We start from the raw sequence: 18,214 nt of genomic DNA, 5'->3' as shown, positions 1-18,214 counted from the left end.
GACCTCTCACCCGATGCGAGGCTCAGGCGCGCTTGGCCACCAGCGTCAGGATCTCGTAGCTGGCCACCAGCTCGCCGTGCTGGTTGGTGACCTCCACGTCCCACGCCACCACGCCCTGGCCGCGGCCCTGGGCGTCGGTCTTGGCGCGGTCGATCTTGCGCTTGCAGGTCAGGCGCGCCTGGATGGTGTCGCCGATGGCCACCGGCTTGACGAAGCGCAGCGTCTCCAACCCGTAGTTGGCCAGCACCGGCCCCGGCGCCGGCGAGACGAACAGGCCCGCCGCCGCCGACAGCACGAAGTAGCCATGCGCGATGCGCCGGCCGAACGGCGAATCCTTGGCGGCGATCTCGTCGAAGTGCATGTAGAAGTAGTCGCCGGAGATGCCGCCGAAGGCGACGATGTCGGCCTCGGAGACGGTGCGGCGGTGCGTCAGCAGGCTCTCGCCGATGCGCAGGTCCTCGAAGTGGCGGCGGAACGGGTGCACCTCGGTCTCGAGGCGCGCGCCGCCGCGCACGTACTCGCCGGTGACGGCGGTCAGCATGGTCGGCGAGCCCTGCACCGCGGCGCGCTGCAGGTAGTGCTTGACGGCGCGCAGGCCGCCCAGCTCCTCGCCGCCGCCGGCGCGGCCCGGCCCGCCGTGCTTCAGCGGCGGCAGCGGCGAGCCGTGGCCGGTGGATTCGGCCGCCGCCTCGCGATCCAGCACCAGCAGCCGGCCGTGCCACGCCGCCGCCACCGGGATCGCGCGCGCGGCCACCTGCGGGTCGCGCGTCACCAGCGTGGCCACCAGGCTGCCGCGCCCGCGCGCGGCCAGGGCCAGCGCCTCGTCCAGGTCGTCGTACGGCAGCAGCGTGCTGACCGGCCCGAACGCCTCGACCTCGTGCACCGCGGCGTGGCCGTGCGGGTCGCGCGCCAGCAGCAGCGTCGGGGGGAAGAAGGCGCCGTCGGCCGTACCTTCGCCCAGCGGCGCGAAGTCCGGTCCGCCGTCCCACACCACCTCGGCACCGGCGCGCAGCTGCGCCACGCGCTCGGCCACGTCGCGCTGCTGCGCGCGCGAGGCCAGCGCCCCCATGCGCACGCCCTCCAGCGCCGGGTCGCCCACCACCACCTTGGCCAGCCGCGCGCGCAGCCGCTCGGCCACGGCGTCGAGGTGGCGGCGCGGCACCAGCGCGCGGCGGATCGCGGTGCACTTCTGCCCGGCCTTGACGGTCATCTCGCGCACCACCTCCTTGACGTAGAGGTCGAACTCCTCGTCGTCCGGGGTGACGTCGGGGGCCAGGATCGCACTGTTGAGCGAGTCGGCCTCGGCGTTGAACGGGATCGACTCGCGCACCAGGTTGGGGTGCGCGCGCAGCCGCGCCGCGGTGTCGGCGCTGCCGGTGAAGGTGACCACGTCCTGCCCCTCCAGCCGGTCCAGCAGGTCGCCGGTGCCGCCGATGACGAGCTGCAGGCTGCCCTCGGGCAGCAGGCCGCTTTCCACGATCAGGCGCACCAGCGCCTCGGTCAGGTAGCTGGTGGCGGTGGCGGGCTTGCCGATGCACGGCATGCCCGCGAGGAACGTCGGCGCGAACTTCTCCAGCAGCCCCCAGACGGGAAAGTTGAAGGCGTTGATGTGCACCGCCACGCCCGCGCGCGGCACCAGGATGTGCGTGCCGGCGAAGTGCCCCTGCTTGCCCAGCGGCACCGGCGGTCCTTCGTGCAGCAGGTTGCCGCTCGGCAGCTCATTGCTGCCCAGGCTGGCGTACGCGAACAGCGTGCCGATGCCGCCCTCGATGTCGATCCAGCCGTCCTGGCGCGTCGCGCCGGTGTGGGCCGATACCGCGTACAGCGCCTCCTTGCGCTCGATCAGAAACTTGGCCAGCGCCTTCAGGCGCGCGGCGCGCTGCTGGAAGTCCAGCCGCAGCAGCGCCGCCTGCGCCCGGCGCGCGTGCGCCAGCGCCTCGGCGAAGTCGATCGGCTCGGCGTGCGTGGCCGCCACCGCTCGGCCGTTGACGGCGCTGCGCAGCGTCTGCGCGGGGGTGTGGCCGAGCCAGCGGCCGGCGATGTAGCTCTGCAGGACGGGGGTGTCGTTCATCGGGATCAGGTTCTCGGTCGGTCGATACGGCATGGGAGCGCCGCGCCGGCCCGGGCGCGGCGACGGGATGGACATCAGGCCGCGGCGGGGGATGGGGCGGCCGGTTCGACGGCCCGGTGGCCGCCCAGGCCCAGGTAGGTCTCGACGATGCGGCGGTCGTGCAGCAGGTTCTCGGCCGGACCGTGCAGGACGATCGCGCCCATCTCCAGCACGTAGCCGCGGTCGGCGATCTGCAGCGCGGCGCGGGCGTTCTGCTCGATCAGCAGCACCGACACGCCGACCTCGCGCAGCCGCGCCACGGTCTGCAGCACCTCGCGCACGATCAGCGGCGCCAGGCCCAGCGACGGCTCGTCCAGCATCAGCAGGCGCGGCTTGGCCATCAGCGCGCGGCCGATCGCCAGCATCTGGCGCTCGCCGCCGGACAGCGTCGCGGCCATCTGGGCCCGGCGCTCGCGCAGGCGCGGAAAGATCGCGAACACCTCCTCCATTCGCTCGCGCTGCGTGCGGTCCCCGCGGCGCCAGCGCGCAAAGCCGCCCAGCAGCAGGTTGTCCTCCACCGACATCTCACCGAACAGCTCGCGCTTCTCGGGCACCAGCGCCACCTGGCGCGCCACCATGCGCTCCACGCTCGGACGCGGCACCACCTCACCGGCCACGGCCAGCTCGCCGCGCGAGGGCAGCAGGCCCATGGCGGCGTTGAGCAGCGTGGTCTTGCCGGCGCCGTTGGGGCCGATGACGGTGACGATCTCGCCCTCGTGCACGTCGAGGTCGACCTGGTGCAGCGCCTCCACCGGCCCGTAGGAGACGGAAAAGCTGCGCAGGCGCAGCAGCGGGGGACGGCCGGCCTGGCTCATGCCACGCTCCCCAGCCCGTCGTCGCCCAGGTAGGCCGCCAGCACGCGCGGGTCGCGCTGCACCTCGGCCGGGGTGCCGCGCGCGATCACGGTGCCGAAGTCGAGCACCGTGATGCGGTCGGCCAGGTTCATCACGAATTCCATGTCGTGCTCCACGATCAGGATGCCCAGCCCCTCGCGGCGCAGCTGATCCAGCAGCCGCGCCAGCGCCTGCTTCTCCAGGTGGCGCAGGCCGGCGGCGGGTTCGTCCAGCAGCAGCACCGCCGGCTGGGCCGCCAGCGCCCGGGCGATCTCGACGATGCGCTGCTGCCCCAGGGCCAGCGACCCGGCGGGCGCGTGCGCGTGCTCGGCCAGCCCGCAGCGCTCGATCTGGCGCATCGCCTCCGCCAGCAGCGCCGCCTCCTCGTGGCGGTCGAGCCGCAGCATGCTGGCCAGCCAGCCGCGCCGCCCGCGCAGGTGCGCGCCCAGCGCGACGTTGTCCAGCACGCTGCGCTGGCCCAGCAGCCGCACATGCTGGAAGGTGCGCGCCAGCCCGCGGCGCGCGAACGCCCGCGACGGCTGGCCGGTCATCGGCTCGCCCAGCAGCCGCACCTCGCCCTCGGTCGGGTCGTCGACGCCCGAGATCATGTTGAAGAACGTGCTCTTGCCGGCGCCGTTGGGGCCGATCAGCGCGTGCACCTCGCCGGCGCGCACGTCCAGCGACACCTGGCTGTTGGCCACCAGGCCGCCGAAGCGCTTGGTGACGTCGCGCGCCTCGATCAGCACGGTGCCGGGCGGCGGCAGCGCCCGGCGCGGCAGCGGTGCGGCCGCCGGCAGCCGCGGCGGCGCCGGCCGCACCCCCAGGCGGTGCGCCCAGCGCGCCAGCGTCGGCCACAGGCCGTCGGCGTAGCGCTGCAGCACCACCATCATCAGCAGGCCGAAGACGATGATCTCGAAGTTGCCGCTGGTGCCCAGCAGCCGCGGCAGCCAGTCCTGCAGCTGCTCCTTCAGCAGCGCGATCAGCGTGGCGCCCAAGACCGCGCCCCACAGGTGACCGCTGCCGCCGACCACCGCCATGAACAGGTATTCGATGCCGATGTTGATGTTGAACGGCGTCGGGTTGACGAAGCGCTGCAGGTGCGCGTACAGCCAGCCCGACAGCGCCGCCAGCAGCGCCGCCAGCAGGAACACCTGCGCGCGCAGCCGCCCGGTGTCCACGCCCATCGACTCGGCCATCACGCGCCCGCTCTTGAGCGCGCGGATGGCGCGGCCGGTGCGCGAATCCAGCAGGTTGTGCAGCGCCCACAGCGCCAGCAGCACCACCGCCCAGATCAGCACGCCCAGCTGGCGCGGATCGGCCAGCGACAGCCCCCCCAGCTCCAGCGGCATGATGCCGGTGATGCCGGTGTGGCCGCCGAGAAAGCCGAGGTTGCCGAACAGGAAGTAGAGCGACAGCCCCCAGGCGATGGTGGCCAGCGGCAGGTAGTGCCCGCCCAGGCGCAGCGTCACCGCGCCCAGCACGCCGGCCACCAGCGCCGTCAGCGCCAGGCCCAGCGCCAGCCCGAGCCACGGCAGCAGCGCCGGCGGCACGCCCGCCAGCGCCTCGGCCACCGCCGGCGCGGTGCACACCCAGGCCGTGGCGTACGCGCCCAGCCCGACGAAGGCGGCCTGGCCGAACGAGGTCATGCCGCCCACGCCGGTCAGCATCACCAGACCCAGCGCCACCAGCGCGTGCAGCCCGATGTAGTTGAGCAGCGTCACCGTGAACGGCGGCAGCCAGCCCCACGCGGCGGCCAGCGCCGCCACCGCCAGCAGCACGAGCGTCCGCGTCGTCAGCCAGCCGGGCGCGCCGGCCAGTGGCGCCGCCGCGGAGGTCGGGGTGGCCGGCGCGCTCATTCCTCGTCCTCCACGTGGTGGCTGCGCAGCGAGCGCCACAGCAGCACCGGGATGATCAGCGTGAACACCAGCACCTCCTTGAACGCGCTGGCCCAGAACGACGCGAACGCCTCCAGCTGTCCCACCAGCACCGCGCCCAGCAGCGCCAGCGGGTAACTGGCCAGCCCGCCGATGATCGCGGCCACGAACCCCTTCAGCCCGACCAGGAAGCCGGTGTCGTAATAGATCGTCGTGATCGGCGCGATCAGCAGACCCGAGACCGCCCCGATGGCCGCCGCCAGCGCGAAGCTCAGGTCACCCGACAGCTCGGTCGGGATGCCCATCAGGCGCGCGCCGACGCGGTTGATCGCGGTGGCGCGCAGCGCCTTGCCCAGCAGCGTGCGCTCGAAGAAGGCGAACATCGCCAGCACCAGCACCACCGTCACGCCCACCACCACCAGCGCCTGACCGCTGACCGGAATGCCGCCCAGCTCCAGCCGGGCCTCGGAAAACGGCGGCGTGCGCGAGCCCTCGGCGCCGAAGAACCACAGGCCCAGCCCCATCAGCACGCCGTGCAGCGCCACCGCCACGATCAGCAGCACCAGCACCGTGGCGTGCGCCAGCGGCCGGAACGCCAGCCGGTACGTCAGCGGCCCCAGCGGCGTGACCAGCAGCAGCACCGCCAGCGCCTGCGCCAGCGGGGTGGCGGGGCGCCAGACCAGCAGCGCCAGCACCGCCAGCGCCGGCAGCACCACGCACCACAGCAGCGTGGACCACCAGTCCACGGTGGCGCCGCGGTGCTGGCGCCACAGCTCCAGCGCCAGCACCGCGGCGGCCATGGCCAGCAGCAGCCACAGGATGCCGGGCGTGGCGCCGGCCTGCAGCGCCGCCATCGCCAGCGCCGCGTACGCCACCAGCTCGCCTTGCGGCACGAAGATCACGCGCGTGACCGAGAACACCAGCACCAAGGCCAGCGCCATCAGCGCGTAGACGGCGCCGTTGACGATGCCGTCCTGCGCCAGGAAGAGGGCGATCTGCAGGTCCATTCAGCTCAGGGCGCGTACTTCCAGGTGCCGTTGTCGACGCGCACCATCACGCGCGCGCGCTGATCCAGCCCGTTGTGGTCGGTCGGCGACATGTTGAAGATGCCGTGCGCGCCAGCCACGTTCTTGACGTTTTCCAGCGCGTCGCGCAGCGCCGCCCGGAATTCGGCCGTGCCGGGCTTGGCCTTCTTGAGCGCCTCGGGCACCGCGGCCTGCAGCAGCAGCCCGGCGTCCCAGGCATGGCCGCCGAAGGTGGTCACGCTGCCCTTGCCGTAGGCGTCCTCGTAGGCCTTGACGTAGGCCTGGGCCGACTTCTTGACCGGATGGTCGTTGGGGAGCTGGTCGGCCACCAGCATCGGGCCGGCGGGCAGCAGCGTGCCCTCGCAGTCCTTGCCGCAGACGCGCAGGAAGTCGTTGTTGGCCACGCCGTGGGTCTGGTAGATCTTGCCGGCGTAGCCGCGCTCCTTCAGCGTCTTCTGCGGCAGCGCCGCCGGCGTGCCCGAGCCGGCGATCAGCACCGCGTCAGGCCGCGCCGCGATGATTTTGAGCACCTGGCCGGTGACGGAGGTGTCGGTGCGGTTGTAGCGCTCGTTGGCGACGATGTTGAGCTTCTTCAGCCCGGCCGCCTTGGCGAACTCCTGGTACCAGCCCTCGCCGTAGGCGTCGGCAAAACCGATGAAGGCCACGTTGCGCACGCCGTTGTCGGCCATGTGGGTGGCAATGGCCATCGCCATCAGGATGTCGTTCTGCGGCGTCTTGAACACCCAGCGCTTCTTGTCGTCCACCGGTTCGACGATGCGCGCCGAGGCCGCCAGCGAGATCATCGGCACGCGCGCCTCGGCCACCGCGTCGATCATCGCCAGCGAGTTGGGCGTGGTGGTGGAGCCGACGATGACGTCGACCTTGTTTTCGCTGATCAGCTTGCGCGCGTTGGTGACGGCGGCGGTGGTGTCGCTGGCGTCGTCCAGCACGATGTAGTTGACCTTCTCGCCGGCGATGGTCTTGGGCATCAACGCGACGGTGTTCTTTTCCGGGATGCCCAGCGACGCGGCCGGCCCGGTGGTCGACAGCGTGACGCCGACGTTGATGTCGGCCCAGGCGGTGCTCAGCCCGGCGACGGCGGCCAGGGCGAGCAGGGTCTTGCGCAGTTTCATCGTGGTCTCCTCGAGGGTGGTCAACGCGCGGGCAGGATGGTGCATGTCCCACCTCGCCCGCACCAGGTCATGCGCCGCAGCATGCATTATCGTGCATGCCTAGCGCTCGTCGAAACTCAGCACCAGTTTCGGCGTGCAGGCCCGGGCCTGGCAAGTCAGCACAAACCCGGCCGCCACCTCGGCCTCGGTCAGGCCGAAGTTGCGCTCCATCGTCACGCGGCCCTCCAGCACCTTGGCACGACAGGTGCTGCAGACGCCGCCCTTGCACGAGTACGGCAGGTCCAGCCCCGCCTCCAGCGCCGCGTCCAGCACCGCTTCGCCGGAGCCGATCGGCACCTCGTGCTGCTTGCCGTCCAGCACGACGATGGCCTGGGCGGCGGCGTGCGCGGCGCGGCGTGCCTCGGCCGCGTCGACGTCGGCCTGCACCTTGGCGGCCTGGGCGGGGTCGGTGGTGAAGCGCTCGCTGTGGATGCGCTGCGCCGGCACGCCCGCGGCCAGCAGCGCACGCTCGGTGGCCTGGATCATCGCCTCCGGCCCGCAGATGAAGACCTCGTCCATGCTGGCCGGCGGCAGCAGCGCGTCCATGATCGCGCGCACCTTGGCCTCGTCCAGCCGTCCCTGCAGCAGGTCGACCTCCTGCGCCTGGCGCGACAGCACGTGGATCATCGTGAAGCGATCCGGGTAGCGGTCCTTGAGGTCCTGCAGCGCCTCGTTGAACATGATGCTGGCGGTGCGGCGGTTGCCGTAGACCAGCGTGAACTTGCTGTGCGGCTGCTCCTCCAGCGTGCTGGCCACGATCGACAGGATCGGCGTGATGCCCGAGCCGGCGGCAAAGCCCACCCGGTGCAGCGCGCGCGGCCGCTGCACGGTGAAGCGGCCCTGCGGCGGCATCACCTCCATCACCTGGCCGGGGTGCAGCGACTGCACCGCCCAGTTGGAGAAGCGCCCGCCGGCCACCGGCTTGATGCCGATCTCCAGCTCACCCCAGCGCTCGTAGCGCGAGCGCGGACTGCAGATCGAATAATTGCGCCGCAGCTCCTCGCCATCGAGCCGCGCGCGCAGCGTCAGGTACTGCCCGGGCTCGAAGCGGAAGGTCTCGCGCAGCTCCTCGGGCACGGCGAAGGTGACCGCCACCGCGCCGCCCGCCTCGGGGCTGACGCGCTTGATCATCAGGGGATGGAATCGCGGCACGCTCATCGGGGCGCCTCGCTGTTCTTTCTTGGGGGGTCAATGGGGTTTGAAGTGGTCGAACGGCTCGCGGCAGTCCAGGCACTGCCACAGCGCCTTGCAGGCGGTGGAGCCGAAGCGCGACACCTCGCGCGTGTGCGTGGAGCCGCAGCGCGGGCAGGCCACCGCCTCGTCGCCGGCGGCGCGCGGCACGAAGCGCAGCACGCGCTCGCCGGCCGGCGTCGGCCCGGCGCAGCGGCCCGGCGGCGCGATGCCGTAGGCGCGCAGCTTGGCGCGCGCCGCCTCGCTCATCCAGTCGGTGGTCCAGGCGGGGGCCAGCTGCGTGACCACCCGCGCCGGCACGCCCAGGCGCTCGAGCGTCGCGCGCACGTCGTCCTCGATCTGCGCCATCGCCGGGCAGCCGCTGTAGGTGGGCGTGATGACCACCTCCACCAGCGCCGGATCGTCGGCGGCGGCGCGCACGTCGCGCAGGATGCCCATGTCGGCCAGCGTCACCACCGGGATCTCCGGATCGGTGAGCGCCTCCAGCGCGGCGCGCACGCGCGCCAGCAGCGCCTCGTCGACGGTGGGCAGGGCGGCGGTCATGGCGGGGGCTCCGGCGGGGTGGCTCACCACTGCGCGCCGGGGTGGGCGCGCGCCACCGACTGCATCTCCGCCAGCAGGTAGCTCAGGTGCTCGGAGTGCAGCCCGGTCTTGCCCTGCGGCACGTAGCCCTCGTCGCTCGGCAGGCGCAGCGTGGCGTCTTCCAGCGTCGCCGCCACGGTGGCGCGCCAGACGTCGCGCAGACCCGCCACGTCGACGCCGACGCCGGCCTGCACCGCCGCGCGCTCGAAGTCGCTCGGCGCCCAGAACTCCTGCGTGTACGGCATCAGGTGGTCGAAGGCGGCCTGCATGCGCGCGTGCGACTCGTCGGTGCCGTCGCCCAGGCGCACCACCCATTCGCTGGCGTGGCGCAGGTGGTAGCGCGCCTCCTTCAGCGACTTGGCGGCGATCGCCGCCAGCGGCTCGTGGCGGCTGGCCTGCAGCGCGTCCCACAGCGGCACCATCAGCGCGCTGTAGAGGAAGTTGCGCGCCAGCGTCACGCCCCAGTCCATGTCGCCCTGGGCGTAGCCGACGCGCGGCAGGCTGGCCGGCAGCTCCAGCAGCACGTAGTTGCGGAACTGGTGCGCGTCGCGCCAGTAGGCGTAGGTGTCCTCGGTGGCGTCGCCGCCTTCCAGCCGCGCCACCTCCTGGTACAGCAGGCGCGCCTGCCCGATCAGGTCCAGGCTCTGGTTGGCCAGCGCCAGGTCCTCCTCCAGCACCGGGCCGACGCCGCACCACTGGCAGTTGCGCTGCGCCAGCACCAGTGCGTTGTCGCCCAGGTGCAGCAGGTAGTCGACCAGCACGGTCGTCTCGGTGGCCACGGCGTCCATCACATGTGCCCCACTTCTTCGGGGATGTCGTAGAAGGTCGGGTGGCGGTAGATCTTGTCGGCCGCCGGCTCGAAGAACTCGCCCTTGTCGTCGGGCCGGCTGGCGACGATCGCCGCCGAGGGCACGACCCAGATGCTGACGCCCTCCTGGCGCCGGGTGTAGATGTCGCGCGCCATCTGCAGCGCGTGCGTGGCATCGGCCGCGTGCAGGCTGCCGCAGTGCTTGTGCTCCAGACCCTGCTTGCTGCGCACGAAGACTTCCCACAGGGGCCAGTCCTTCAGCGCCGGGGTGGCGGTGCCGGAGGGGGTGGTCTCGCTCATCGTCTCGCTCTCCTCTCGTCGGGGGTGCCTCGTCAGGCCGCGGCCCGTGCGGCGCGCGCCTGGCGCTTGCGCGCGTGCGCCAGCGCCGCCTCGCGCACCCAGGCGCCGTCGCGGTGCGCCTTGATGCGCGTGCCCAGCCGCTCCTTGTTGCAGGGGCCGTGGCCGTTGACGGTGCGCCAGAATTCGTCCCAGTCGATCTCGCCGAAGTCGTAGTGGCCGCGCTCGGGGTTCCACTTCAGCTTCGGATCGGGCAGCGTCACGCCCAGCACCTCGGCCTGCGGCACGGTGGCGTCGACGAACTTCTGGCGCAGCTCGTCGTTGCTGATGCGCTTGATGCCCCAGCGCATGCTCTGCTCGCTGTGCACGCTGGCGCTGTCGGGCGGGCCGAACATCGCCAGGCACTTCCACCACCAGCGGTTGACCGCGTCCTGCACCATGCGGCGCTGCTCCTCGGTGCCGCGCATCATCGTCAGCAGCAGCTCGTAGCCCTGGCGCTGGTGGAAGCTCTCCTCCTTGCAGATGCGGATCATCGCGCGCGCATACGGCCCGTAGCTGCAGCGGCACAGCGGGATCTGGTTCATGATCGCCGCCCCGTCCACCAGCCAGCCGATGACGCCGACGTCGGCCCAGGTCAGGGTCGGGTAGTTGAAGATCGAGCTGTACTTGGCGCGGCCCGACAGCAGCTGCTCGATCAGCTCGGCGCGGCTGACCCCCAGCGTCTCGGCCGCCGAGTAGAGGTAGAGACCGTGGCCGCCTTCGTCCTGCACCTTGGCCAGCAGGATGGCCTTGCGCTTGAGGCTGGGCGCGCGCGTGATCCAGTTGCCCTCCGGCAGCATGCCCACCACCTCGCTGTGGGCGTGCTGGCTGATCTGGCGGATCAGCGTGCGGCGGTAGGCCTCGGGCATCCAGTCCTGCGGCTCGATGCGGCCGTCGGCGTCGATGCGCGCCTGGAAGGCCGCCAGCTTGTCGGCCGGCTCGTCGGGCTGGATGGGCTGAACCTTGGCCGAGGCCGGGTCGGGGATGCTCAGCGCTTGGGTGTACATGGCGGATCTCCTCGTGGGGTCACAGCGGCCGCGGCCGCTCGTCCTGCACGCGCCTGGCCTTGCCGGTCTGGGTGCGCGGCAGCGTGTCGGCGTCCAGCACCGTCACGCGGGTGCTGACGCCGATGAAGGTCTTGATGCGGTGCTGCAGCTCGCGCGCGATGGTGGCGCGCTCGGCATCCGTGAGGCGCCCGCTCAGGTGGCGCTGCAGCTCGCAGCGCACCTCCAGCTGGTCCAGATGCCCCTCGCGCGTCAGCACCAGCAGGTAGTTGCCCGACAGCTGCGCGTCGCGCAGGATCTGCTCCTCGATCTGCGTCGGAAAGACGTTGACGCCGCGCAGGATGATCATGTCGTCGGTGCGGCCGGTGATGCGGCCCATGCGGCGGAAAGACCGCGACGTGGGCGGCAGCAGCCGCGTGCGGTCGCGCGTGCGGTAGCGGATGATGGGCATCGCCTCCTTGGTCAGCGAGGTGAAGACGAGTTCGCCCTCCTCGCCGTCGGGCAGCACCTCGCCGGTGTCGGGGTCGATGATCTCGGGGTAGAAGTGATCCTCCCAGATCACCGGGCCGTCCTTGCTTTCGATGCACTCGTTGGCCACGCCCGGCCCCATCACCTCGGACAGGCCGTAGATGTCCACCGCGTCCAGCCCCAGCTTGCGCTCGATCTCGGCGCGCATGCCCTCGCCCCAAGGCTCGGCGCCGAAGATGCCGACCTTGAGCGGGATCTGCTCCGGCGGGATGCCCAGCCGCTCGAACTCCTCGGCGATCACCAGCGAGTACGACGGCGTCACCATGATGATGTCGGGCTTGAAGTCCATGATCAGCTGCACCTGGCGCTCGGTCTGCCCGCCCGACATCGGAATGACGGTGCAGCCCAGCCGCTCGGCGCCGTAATGCGCGCCCAGCCCGCCGGTGAACAGGCCGTAGCCGTAGGCCACGTGCACGATGTCGCCGGGGCGGCCGCCGGCGGCGCGGATGGAGCGCGCCACCAGATGCGCCCAGGTGTCGATGTCGCGCTGGGTGTAGCCGACGACGGTGGGCTTGCCGGTGGTGCCGGAGGAGGCATGGATGCGCACCACGCGCTCGCGTGGCACGGCGAACATGCCGAACGGGTAGTTGTCGCGCAGATCCGCCTTGGTGGTGAACGGAAACTTGGCCAGGTCCGCCAGCGTCTTGAGGTCGTCCGGATGGACGCCGGCGGCGTCGAACTTGGCGCGGTAGTGCGGCACGTTCTCGTAGGCGTGGCGCACGCTCCACTTCAGGCGCTCGAGCTGCAGCGCCGCGATCTCGTCGCGGCTGGCGGTCTCGATCGGCTCCAGGTCGCCGGGGCGCGGGGCTTTGACGGGCATCGTCGGGTCTCCTCTGTCCTGCCAGGTCGTGTCTCGTCGGCTCGGTGGTCTCAGGCGGCGCCGGCACGGCCGTCGGCCTGCTGCAGGCCGGCGATCACCTCACCACCGATGCGATGGCTCTTGCCGCGGAATAGCGCCACCACGCGCCCGCCGCGCACGCGCACCGTGATGTCGTAGACGCCGCTGCGGCCGGCCAGCGCGCGCTCCACCGCCTCGGCCTCCAGCACCTCGCCCTCGCGCGCCGGGCTCAGGAAATCGATCTGGCACGCCGAGGCCACGGTGTTGTGGTTGTGGCTGTTGCAGGCGTAGGCGAACGCGCTGTCGGCCAGCGTGAAGATCAGCCCGCCGTGGCACATCGCGTGGCCATTGACCATGTCGGCGCGCACCGGCATCGACATCACCGCGCGCCCGGGGCCGATGGCCTCCAGCCGCATGCCCAGCGCCTGGCAGGCGCGGTCGCGCGACCACATCGCGGCGGCGGCGGCCTCGGCCAGCGCCTGGGGGTCGGTGGGGGTGGGCGGGGTGGCGCTCATCGTGATACAGAAACCATGATGAAACCTTTGCTTTCAGTATCAAACGCGGGCGCGACGGCGGCCATAGGGGTTTTCCCGCACGCGGCCGACGCACGGCGCACGAGCCGACGAACGGCACGCGCCGCAGCCGCCCGCGGGACGGCCGCAGCCCATGTCACCGGGGGAGGCGGAGGCGGTCAGACGCCGGGCGGCGCGCCCAGCGAGCACTCGTCGTCGGCCGGCTCGAAGCGCTGCCACACCCACGGCGCCGCGGGCGGCCGGTGGCCGTCGGCCAGTTGCAGCCGCGCGTCGAGGTGCGCTTCGGCCGGTGCCAGCAGCTGACGGTAAAGGCGGCGGCACACCTGGCGCGCGCGCTCGCCCGGCCACTCGCGCGGCAGCAGCTCGGCGGGCAGCTGCGGGTCGCGCAGCAGCAGCCGGCGCCAATCGTGGATCAGCAGCGTGCGGCCGAGGAAAGCCGTGGCCGGCGGCACCGCATGGCCGCGCAGCGCCGCCTCGATGGGCGCGTAACACGCGACGAACGCCGCGTAGTGCTGCGCCAGCGCGGTCAGGTTCCACGCCTGCTGCACCAGCGTGCGATTGGGCGCCACGCCGCGCAGCGGCAGGCGTTGCGCGCGCAGCGGCAGCAGCGCGCCGACCCAGGCGCCCAGCCCGTCGGCGCCCAGCGCCTCCAGCGTCGCGCCGGGTTCGGCGCTGGGGTGCACGTAGAGTCCGCCGGGCAGCTCGCCCCAGCCCTGCCAGAACAGCGAGCGGCGCAGGCGCTCGCGCACGCGCGCCGGCAGCGCCTCGGTGACGACCAGCAACCGCCAGTGCAGGTCCCAGCTCGGCGCACGCGCGGCGTAGATCTGGCGCGCGGCCTCGTCGACGCGCGCCAGCCCCGCCTCGGTCAGCAGGTAGTCGGTGCGCCGGCCGTGCGCCCGGGTGGTCAGCCAGCCATCCTGCACCAGGCGGTAGACCGCGGTGCGCACCAGCCGCTCGTTGACCCCCAACGGCGCCAGCAGCTCGATCAGGCTGCCGAGCCACAGGCGCGCGCCGCGCGGCAGCACCGCGTCGCCGAACACCGTCACGATCAGCGAGCCGGCCTGCACGCGCTCCTGGCGCGCGTGGGCGGCGATGCGTTCGTTGAGCAGCGCCAGCGCGGCGCTGGCGCCATCCGCGGCGGCGGAGACCATGCCGTGATGGTAGCGCCGCCGCGGGCCGGCGCGCCGGTCAGTCGTCGGCGCGCAGCGCGCCCTGGGCGCGTCCCTTGCCGGCGCGCGCCGGCGGCTTGCACAGGCCGCAGACGTAGTGGCGATGGTTGACGTAGGGATCGGCGACGAAGTGGCCGCCGCACTGCGTGCAGCGCGCGCGCGTCAGCATGCCGGCGTCCATGAAGCGGCTCAGCCGCCAGGCGCGCGTGAACGACAGCAGCGGCTCCAGCCCGCAGGCGCGCATCTGCTCCTCGTACAGGCGGTAGGCCTTCATCACGGCGTCGATGTCGTCGATCGCCACCGCCTTCAGCAGCGACTGGCGGATGTTCTCGAACAGCGAGGCATGGATGTTGGGCTGCCACTGCAGGAAGTAGTCGGTGGAAAACGGCAGCTGCCCCTTGCTCGGCGAGCGCCCGGTGACCTCCTTGTAGAGCTTGAGCAGCCGCTCGTACGACAGGCTGGTCTCGCTTTCCAGCACCTGCAGCCGCGCGCCGAGCTGGATCAGCTGCACGGCGCGTTCGACGTCGCGGCTTTCGGCCAGCAGGCTGCGGCCGGCGGTCTTGCGCGGGGTGGCGGCGGTGGCGGTGGTCATGGCGGGGCTCCTCGGATCGGTCGGATGGCGGTGCGAGGGGAGGACGGGTCAGGCGGCGGCAGCCTGCGCCAGGCGGCTGGCCATCAGGATGCTGCCGTGCAGGCGCTGGGCGGCTTCGCCGACCGAGCGCTGCGGCGCATGGCGGCTGGCCAGCAGCGCAAACACCATCTCGTCGTCGGCCTGGAAGCGGCACAGCAGCGTGTTGGTGCTGGCCAGCTTGAGCACCTGCGCCGGCGACAACGCGGCGATCAGGTCGGCGGCCTCCTCGGTCAGGCCGAGACGGAACGTCGCCTCGGCCTTGTCGGCGCGGATCAGGCGCTGCGCCAGCATCAGGTAGGTCAGGTTGGCCTCGCGGATCTCGGCCAGCAGCTGGTCGCGCTCGTCGTCGTGCGGCAGGGTGGCGGTCATGGCGGTGCTCCTTCTCGGCTGCCTTGCCGTCCGGCCGGGGTTGCTAGCACGGGGCGGCAAGCGGTGTTGCGTTGAAAAGGATTGTGAAAACCGCCCTGCTTCACTTGAATCCGAAGGTGTCTGTTCGCGACGTCGGCCGGCGGCCGACCGCGTGTCGGAAAAAATCTGACAGCCGACGTCGGCCGCCCGTCACGCGGCGCTTGACGCCCGATGGCAACCTGCCGCAAGGATTGGACCAGCCCAAGCGTTCGACTGGCGGGTGCGCGCCGCCCGCCCGCACCCTCTGGGGCGGCGCGACGACGCCCTGTTCGGGCAGGTGCCGCGCGTGCTCAACCAGATCGTGGTGCTGGCCTGAGCACGGACCGTCACGCCGCGCCGCCGCGGCGCAGCCGCTCGCTGTTCCAGTAGACGTCGTCACCACCGCCGTGGCGGTTGAGCACGCGCGCCAGCACGAACAGCAGGTCGCTCAGGCGGTTGAGGTACTGACGCGGGGCGTCATGGATGGCCTCCTCCTGCCCCAGTGCGACGACGTGGCGCTCGGCGCGGCGCGCCACCGTGCGGCAGACGTGCGCCAGCGCCGCCGCGCGCGTGCCGCCCGGCAGGATGAACTCCTGCAGGCGCGGCAGGCGCTCGTTGTAGTCCTGCAGCGCCTGGTCCAGCGTCAGCACCGCCTCGGGCTGGAGCAGCTGGTGGCCGGGCATGCTCAGTTCGCCGCCGAGGTTGAACAGCTCGTGCTGGATCGCCACCAGCAGCGCGCGCACGTCGTCGGGCAGCGGCTCGGTCAGCAGCAGCCCGATGAAGGAGTTGAGCTCGTCGACGTCGCCCAGCGCATGGATGCGCAGGCTGTTCTTGCTGACGCGCTGGTTGTTGCCCAGGCCCGTGGTGCCGGCGTCGCCGGTGCGGGTGGCGATCTGGGTCAGGCGGTGGCCCATGGTACGAGGTTCCTCGGCGATGCGACCGCGACATTATCCAGCGTGGTGACGGCCACGGTGCTGCTAGCGTGATAGCATCCGTCCGATCGAATGGTTGGCACGCGTGGAGACGACCGATGGCGCAGGTGGTGGTGCGACGTCTGGAGGAAGGCGTCAAGCAGGCACTGAAGGCGCGCGCGGCGCGCCACGGCTGCAGCATGGAAGAGGAGGTGCGCCGCATCCTGCGCCGCGCGGTGCAGGAGGAGCCCGCGGCGGCGGCGCCGGGGCTGGGTTCGCGCATCGCGGCGCGCTTCGCCGGACTGGGCCTCGACGACGAATGGCCGACGTGGCACGGGCACGAGGCGCAGCCGATGGAGCCGCCGCAGTGAAGCTGCTGGACACCAACGTGCTGTCGGCCCTGATGCGGCGCGAACCGGACGCGCGCGTGGTGGCGTGGCTCGACGCTCAGGAGCCTGAGACGGTATGGACGACCACGATCACGGTGTTCGAGGCGCGTTGCGGGCTGGCCCTGCTGAGCGAGGGCCGGCGCCGGCAGGCGTTGCTGGCGGCGCTGGAGGCGCTGCTGGAGGATGACCTGCGCTGGCGCGTGCTGCCGCTGGACGCGCGGGCGGCGACACTGGCGGCCGAACTGGCGGCCCGCCGGCGGCGCCAGGGTCGCCCGGTCGATCTGCGCGACACGCTGATCGCCGGCATCGCACTGGCGCACCGTGCCACCATCGTCACCCGCAACCGGCGCCATTTCGCCGACTTGGAGGTCGACGTGGTCGACCCTTGGGCGGCCGACTGACCCATCCCGATACCGCAAGCCCCACCCCGGCGTCCAAGCCCGCACAGTCCACCGGAAGGCCTCTCGATGAACGCCCCCCTGACCGCCCCCCTCCTGCCCGACGTGCAGCCGCGCCCCGTGCCGCCCGAGGCGCTGGCCGCGCTGCAGGCGCGCTTCGGCGCGCAGTTCTCCGCCGCCCAGGCCGTGCGCGAGCAGCACGGCCGCGACGAGTCCGCCTTCACGCACGTGCCGCCACCGGCGGCGGTGGTGTTTGCCGAATCGACGCAGGACGTGGCCGACGCCGTGCGCCTGGCGGCGCAGTGGCGCGTGCCCGTCATCCCGTACGGGATCGGCTCGTCGCTGGAGGGGCACCTGCTGGCGGTGCAGGGCGGCATCAGTCTGGACCTCAGCCGCATGAACCGGGTGCTGGCGGTGCACGCGGAGGACCTGACCGCCACCGTGCAGCCGGGCGTGACGCGCCAGCAGCTCAACGAGGCGCTGCGGCACCTGGGGCTGTTCTTCCCGATCGACCCGGGGGCGGATGCGACGCTGGGCGGCATGACCGCCACGCGCGCCAGCGGCACCAACGCGGTGCGCTACGGCACGATGCGCGACAACGTGCTGGCGCTGGAGGTCGTCACCGCCAGCGGGGCGGTGGTGCGCACCGGCACGCGCGCGCGCAAGAGCAGCGCCGGCTACGACCTGACGCGCCTGTTCGTCGGCAGCGAAGGCACGCTGGGCATCTTCACCGAGATCACGCTGCGGCTGTACCCGCTGCCGGAGGCGGTCTCGGCGGCGGTGTGCTCGTTTCCGAGCGTGGAGGCCGCCGTGCGCACGACCATGGCCATCATCCAGATGGGCGTGCCGATCGCGCGCTGCGAGCTGCTGGATGCGCGCACGGTGCGCGCGGTCAACCGCCACAGCGGCCTGGCGCTGCGCGAGGAGCCGATGCTGCTGATGGAGTTCCACGGCTCGCCCGGCGGCGTGCGCGAGCAGGCCGAGACCGTGCAGGCGCTGGCCGCCGAGCACGGCGGCCAGGCGTTCGAGTGGGCCAGCACGCCGGAGGAGCGCACGCGGCTGTGGACGGCGCGCCACCACGCCTACTTCGCCGCGGTGCAGAGCCGCCCGGGCTGCCGCTGCATCACCACCGACGTGTGCGTGCCGATCAGCCAGCTGGCCGACCACGTCACCGCCGCGGTGGCCGAAGCCGACGCCGCCGGACTGCCCTACTTCCTCGTCGGCCACGTCGGCGACGGCAACTTCCACATGGGCTACCTGATCGACCCGGACGACGCCGGTGAGCGCGCGCGCGCCGAGGCGCTCAACGCCGCGCTGGTGCAGCGGGCGATCGCCGGCGGCGGCACCTGCACCGGCGAGCACGGCGTCGGCCTGCACAAGATGGGCTTCCTGCGCGCCGAGGCCGGCGAGGAGGCGCTGGCGCTGATGCGCGCGATCAAGCGGGCGCTGGACCCGCACGACATCCTCAATCCGGGCAAGATCGTGGCGGGCTGAT

At 72.3% G+C, this 18,214-nt stretch carries 19 protein-coding genes; 3 read left to right on the top strand and 16 right to left on the bottom strand.

Annotated elements, in window-relative coordinates:
* Nucleotides 1-22: 22 nt before the first annotated feature.
* The 16 genes from paaZ to Tsedi_RS05605 all read right to left on the bottom strand — a co-directional run bounded on the left by paaZ (nt 23) and on the right by Tsedi_RS05605 (nt 15,935).
* Nucleotides 23-2,071 (bottom strand): phenylacetic acid degradation bifunctional protein PaaZ, encoded by a 2,049-nt coding sequence (gene paaZ / locus Tsedi_RS05680; protein ID WP_143894525.1) that lies wholly within the window; start codon nt 2,069-2,071, stop codon nt 23-25.
* 74 nt (nt 2,072-2,145) lie between these two features.
* Nucleotides 2,146-2,925: an ABC transporter ATP-binding protein gene (locus tag Tsedi_RS05675; RefSeq protein ID WP_143894523.1), complete on the bottom strand. Its 780-nt coding sequence runs from the start codon at nt 2,923-2,925 to the stop codon at nt 2,146-2,148.
* Nucleotides 2,922-4,799: a branched-chain amino acid ABC transporter ATP-binding protein/permease gene (locus Tsedi_RS05670; protein ID WP_143894521.1), complete on the bottom strand. Its 1,878-nt coding sequence runs from the start codon at nt 4,797-4,799 to the stop codon at nt 2,922-2,924. Before Tsedi_RS05670 ends, Tsedi_RS05675 begins: the two co-directional genes overlap by 4 nt.
* The gene (locus tag Tsedi_RS05665; protein WP_143894519.1) at nt 4,796-5,824 is read right to left on the bottom strand and encodes a branched-chain amino acid ABC transporter permease; all 1,029 of its coding nucleotides are present in this window, start codon (nt 5,822-5,824) and stop codon (nt 4,796-4,798) included. Before Tsedi_RS05665 ends, Tsedi_RS05670 begins: the two co-directional genes overlap by 4 nt.
* Before the next feature lie 5 nt (nt 5,825-5,829).
* Complete coding sequence (locus Tsedi_RS05660) at nt 5,830-6,975, bottom strand: ABC transporter substrate-binding protein (RefSeq protein ID WP_143894517.1); 1,146 nt, start codon at nt 6,973-6,975, stop codon at nt 5,830-5,832.
* Nucleotides 6,976-7,074: 99 nt separating this feature from the next.
* Nucleotides 7,075-8,172 carry a 1,2-phenylacetyl-CoA epoxidase subunit PaaE gene (gene paaE / locus Tsedi_RS05655; RefSeq protein WP_143894515.1) on the bottom strand — a complete coding sequence of 366 codons (1,098 nt, stop codon included), beginning with the start codon at nt 8,170-8,172 and terminating at the stop codon, nt 7,075-7,077.
* A 30-nt stretch (nt 8,173-8,202) separates the two neighbouring features.
* Entirely contained in the window at nt 8,203-8,748 is a 546-nt protein-coding gene (gene paaD / locus Tsedi_RS12275; protein ID WP_143894512.1) for a 1,2-phenylacetyl-CoA epoxidase subunit PaaD, read from the bottom strand.
* A 23-nt stretch (nt 8,749-8,771) separates the two neighbouring features.
* Nucleotides 8,772-9,575, bottom strand: coding sequence for a 1,2-phenylacetyl-CoA epoxidase subunit PaaC (gene paaC, locus Tsedi_RS12270; protein WP_143894510.1), 804 nt, complete (start codon nt 9,573-9,575; stop codon nt 8,772-8,774).
* Nucleotides 9,575-9,895: a 1,2-phenylacetyl-CoA epoxidase subunit PaaB gene (gene paaB / locus Tsedi_RS05640; protein ID WP_143894508.1), complete on the bottom strand. Its 321-nt coding sequence runs from the start codon at nt 9,893-9,895 to the stop codon at nt 9,575-9,577. The genes paaC and paaB overlap by 1 nt, the downstream gene beginning before the upstream one ends.
* A 32-nt stretch (nt 9,896-9,927) precedes the next feature.
* Nucleotides 9,928-10,938: a 1,2-phenylacetyl-CoA epoxidase subunit PaaA gene (paaA, locus tag Tsedi_RS05635; RefSeq protein WP_143894506.1), complete on the bottom strand. Its 1,011-nt coding sequence runs from the start codon at nt 10,936-10,938 to the stop codon at nt 9,928-9,930.
* A 19-nt stretch (nt 10,939-10,957) separates the two neighbouring features.
* Nucleotides 10,958-12,283 carry a phenylacetate--CoA ligase PaaK gene (gene paaK / locus Tsedi_RS05630; RefSeq protein ID WP_143894504.1) on the bottom strand — a complete coding sequence of 442 codons (1,326 nt, stop codon included), beginning with the start codon at nt 12,281-12,283 and terminating at the stop codon, nt 10,958-10,960.
* A 50-nt stretch (nt 12,284-12,333) separates the two neighbouring features.
* Nucleotides 12,334-12,816 (bottom strand): hydroxyphenylacetyl-CoA thioesterase PaaI, encoded by a 483-nt coding sequence (paaI, locus tag Tsedi_RS05625; RefSeq protein WP_143894502.1) that lies wholly within the window; start codon nt 12,814-12,816, stop codon nt 12,334-12,336.
* 176 nt (nt 12,817-12,992) lie between these two features.
* The gene (gene paaX / locus Tsedi_RS05620; RefSeq protein WP_185970591.1) at nt 12,993-13,985 is read right to left on the bottom strand and encodes a phenylacetic acid degradation operon negative regulatory protein PaaX; all 993 of its coding nucleotides are present in this window, start codon (nt 13,983-13,985) and stop codon (nt 12,993-12,995) included.
* A 37-nt stretch (nt 13,986-14,022) separates the two neighbouring features.
* Entirely contained in the window at nt 14,023-14,595 is a 573-nt protein-coding gene (gene flhC / locus Tsedi_RS05615; RefSeq protein WP_143894500.1) for a flagellar transcriptional regulator FlhC, read from the bottom strand.
* 48 nt (nt 14,596-14,643) lie between these two features.
* Nucleotides 14,644-15,003, bottom strand: a complete 360-nt coding sequence (gene flhD, locus Tsedi_RS05610; RefSeq protein ID WP_143894498.1) for a flagellar transcriptional regulator FlhD — start codon at nt 15,001-15,003, stop codon at nt 14,644-14,646.
* Between the two features lie 365 nt (nt 15,004-15,368).
* Nucleotides 15,369-15,935, bottom strand: coding sequence for a cob(I)yrinic acid a,c-diamide adenosyltransferase (locus Tsedi_RS05605; protein WP_143894496.1), 567 nt, complete (start codon nt 15,933-15,935; stop codon nt 15,369-15,371).
* A 116-nt stretch (nt 15,936-16,051) separates the two neighbouring features.
* Here Tsedi_RS05605 and Tsedi_RS05600 point away from each other — a divergent pair, with 116 nt between their 5' ends.
* The 3 genes from Tsedi_RS05600 to Tsedi_RS05590 all read left to right on the top strand — a co-directional run bounded on the left by Tsedi_RS05600 (nt 16,052) and on the right by Tsedi_RS05590 (nt 18,213).
* Nucleotides 16,052-16,303, top strand: coding sequence for a FitA-like ribbon-helix-helix domain-containing protein (locus Tsedi_RS05600; RefSeq protein WP_185970089.1), 252 nt, complete (start codon nt 16,052-16,054; stop codon nt 16,301-16,303).
* On the top strand, nt 16,300-16,722 hold the full coding sequence (locus Tsedi_RS05595) for a PIN domain-containing protein (protein ID WP_143894494.1): 423 nt from the start codon (nt 16,300-16,302) through the stop codon (nt 16,720-16,722). Before Tsedi_RS05600 ends, Tsedi_RS05595 begins: the two co-directional genes overlap by 4 nt.
* A 66-nt stretch (nt 16,723-16,788) precedes the next feature.
* Nucleotides 16,789-18,213, top strand: coding sequence for an FAD-binding oxidoreductase (locus Tsedi_RS05590; protein ID WP_143894492.1), 1,425 nt, complete (start codon nt 16,789-16,791; stop codon nt 18,211-18,213).
* The last annotated feature ends 1 nt before the right edge of the window (nt 18,214 follow it).

Origin of the sequence: Tepidimonas sediminis (assembly GCF_007556605.1) — a bacterium.
Lineage (GTDB): Bacteria > Pseudomonadota > Gammaproteobacteria > Burkholderiales > Burkholderiaceae_C > Tepidimonas > Tepidimonas sediminis.
This window is presented reverse-complemented; position numbering and strand designations above follow the sequence as displayed.

What these genes read in the sequence shown, in the direction of transcription:
- Tsedi_RS05665 (WP_143894519.1), bottom strand. Translation starts at nt 5,824, where the DNA reads ATGGACCTGCAGATCGCCCTCTTCCTGGCGCAGGACGGCATCGTCAAC.
- paaK (WP_143894504.1), bottom strand. Translation starts at nt 12,283, where the DNA reads ATGCCCGTCAAAGCCCCGCGCCCCGGCGACCTGGAGCCGATCGAGACC.
- paaA (WP_143894506.1), bottom strand. Translation starts at nt 10,938, where the DNA reads ATGTACACCCAAGCGCTGAGCATCCCCGACCCGGCCTCGGCCAAGGTT.
- flhD (WP_143894498.1), bottom strand. Translation starts at nt 15,003, where the DNA reads ATGACCGCCACCCTGCCGCACGACGACGAGCGCGACCAGCTGCTGGCC.
- paaC (WP_143894510.1), bottom strand. Translation starts at nt 9,575, where the DNA reads ATGGACGCCGTGGCCACCGAGACGACCGTGCTGGTCGACTACCTGCTG.
- paaX (WP_185970591.1), bottom strand. Translation starts at nt 13,985, where the DNA reads ATGGTCTCCGCCGCCGCGGATGGCGCCAGCGCCGCGCTGGCGCTGCTC.
- Tsedi_RS05590 (WP_143894492.1), top strand. Translation starts at nt 16,789, where the DNA reads ATGAACGCCCCCCTGACCGCCCCCCTCCTGCCCGACGTGCAGCCGCGC.
- paaI (WP_143894502.1), bottom strand. Translation starts at nt 12,816, where the DNA reads ATGAGCGCCACCCCGCCCACCCCCACCGACCCCCAGGCGCTGGCCGAG.
- Tsedi_RS05600 (WP_185970089.1), top strand. Translation starts at nt 16,052, where the DNA reads ATGGCGCAGGTGGTGGTGCGACGTCTGGAGGAAGGCGTCAAGCAGGCA.
- paaE (WP_143894515.1), bottom strand. Translation starts at nt 8,172, where the DNA reads ATGAGCGTGCCGCGATTCCATCCCCTGATGATCAAGCGCGTCAGCCCC.
- paaD (WP_143894512.1), bottom strand. Translation starts at nt 8,748, where the DNA reads ATGACCGCCGCCCTGCCCACCGTCGACGAGGCGCTGCTGGCGCGCGTG.
- paaZ (WP_143894525.1), bottom strand. Translation starts at nt 2,071, where the DNA reads ATGAACGACACCCCCGTCCTGCAGAGCTACATCGCCGGCCGCTGGCTC.
- Tsedi_RS05605 (WP_143894496.1), bottom strand. Translation starts at nt 15,935, where the DNA reads ATGGGCCACCGCCTGACCCAGATCGCCACCCGCACCGGCGACGCCGGC.
- paaB (WP_143894508.1), bottom strand. Translation starts at nt 9,895, where the DNA reads ATGAGCGAGACCACCCCCTCCGGCACCGCCACCCCGGCGCTGAAGGAC.
- Tsedi_RS05675 (WP_143894523.1), bottom strand. Translation starts at nt 2,925, where the DNA reads ATGAGCCAGGCCGGCCGTCCCCCGCTGCTGCGCCTGCGCAGCTTTTCC.
- Tsedi_RS05660 (WP_143894517.1), bottom strand. Translation starts at nt 6,975, where the DNA reads ATGAAACTGCGCAAGACCCTGCTCGCCCTGGCCGCCGTCGCCGGGCTG.
- Tsedi_RS05670 (WP_143894521.1), bottom strand. Translation starts at nt 4,799, where the DNA reads ATGAGCGCGCCGGCCACCCCGACCTCCGCGGCGGCGCCACTGGCCGGC.
- flhC (WP_143894500.1), bottom strand. Translation starts at nt 14,595, where the DNA reads ATGACCACCGCCACCGCCGCCACCCCGCGCAAGACCGCCGGCCGCAGC.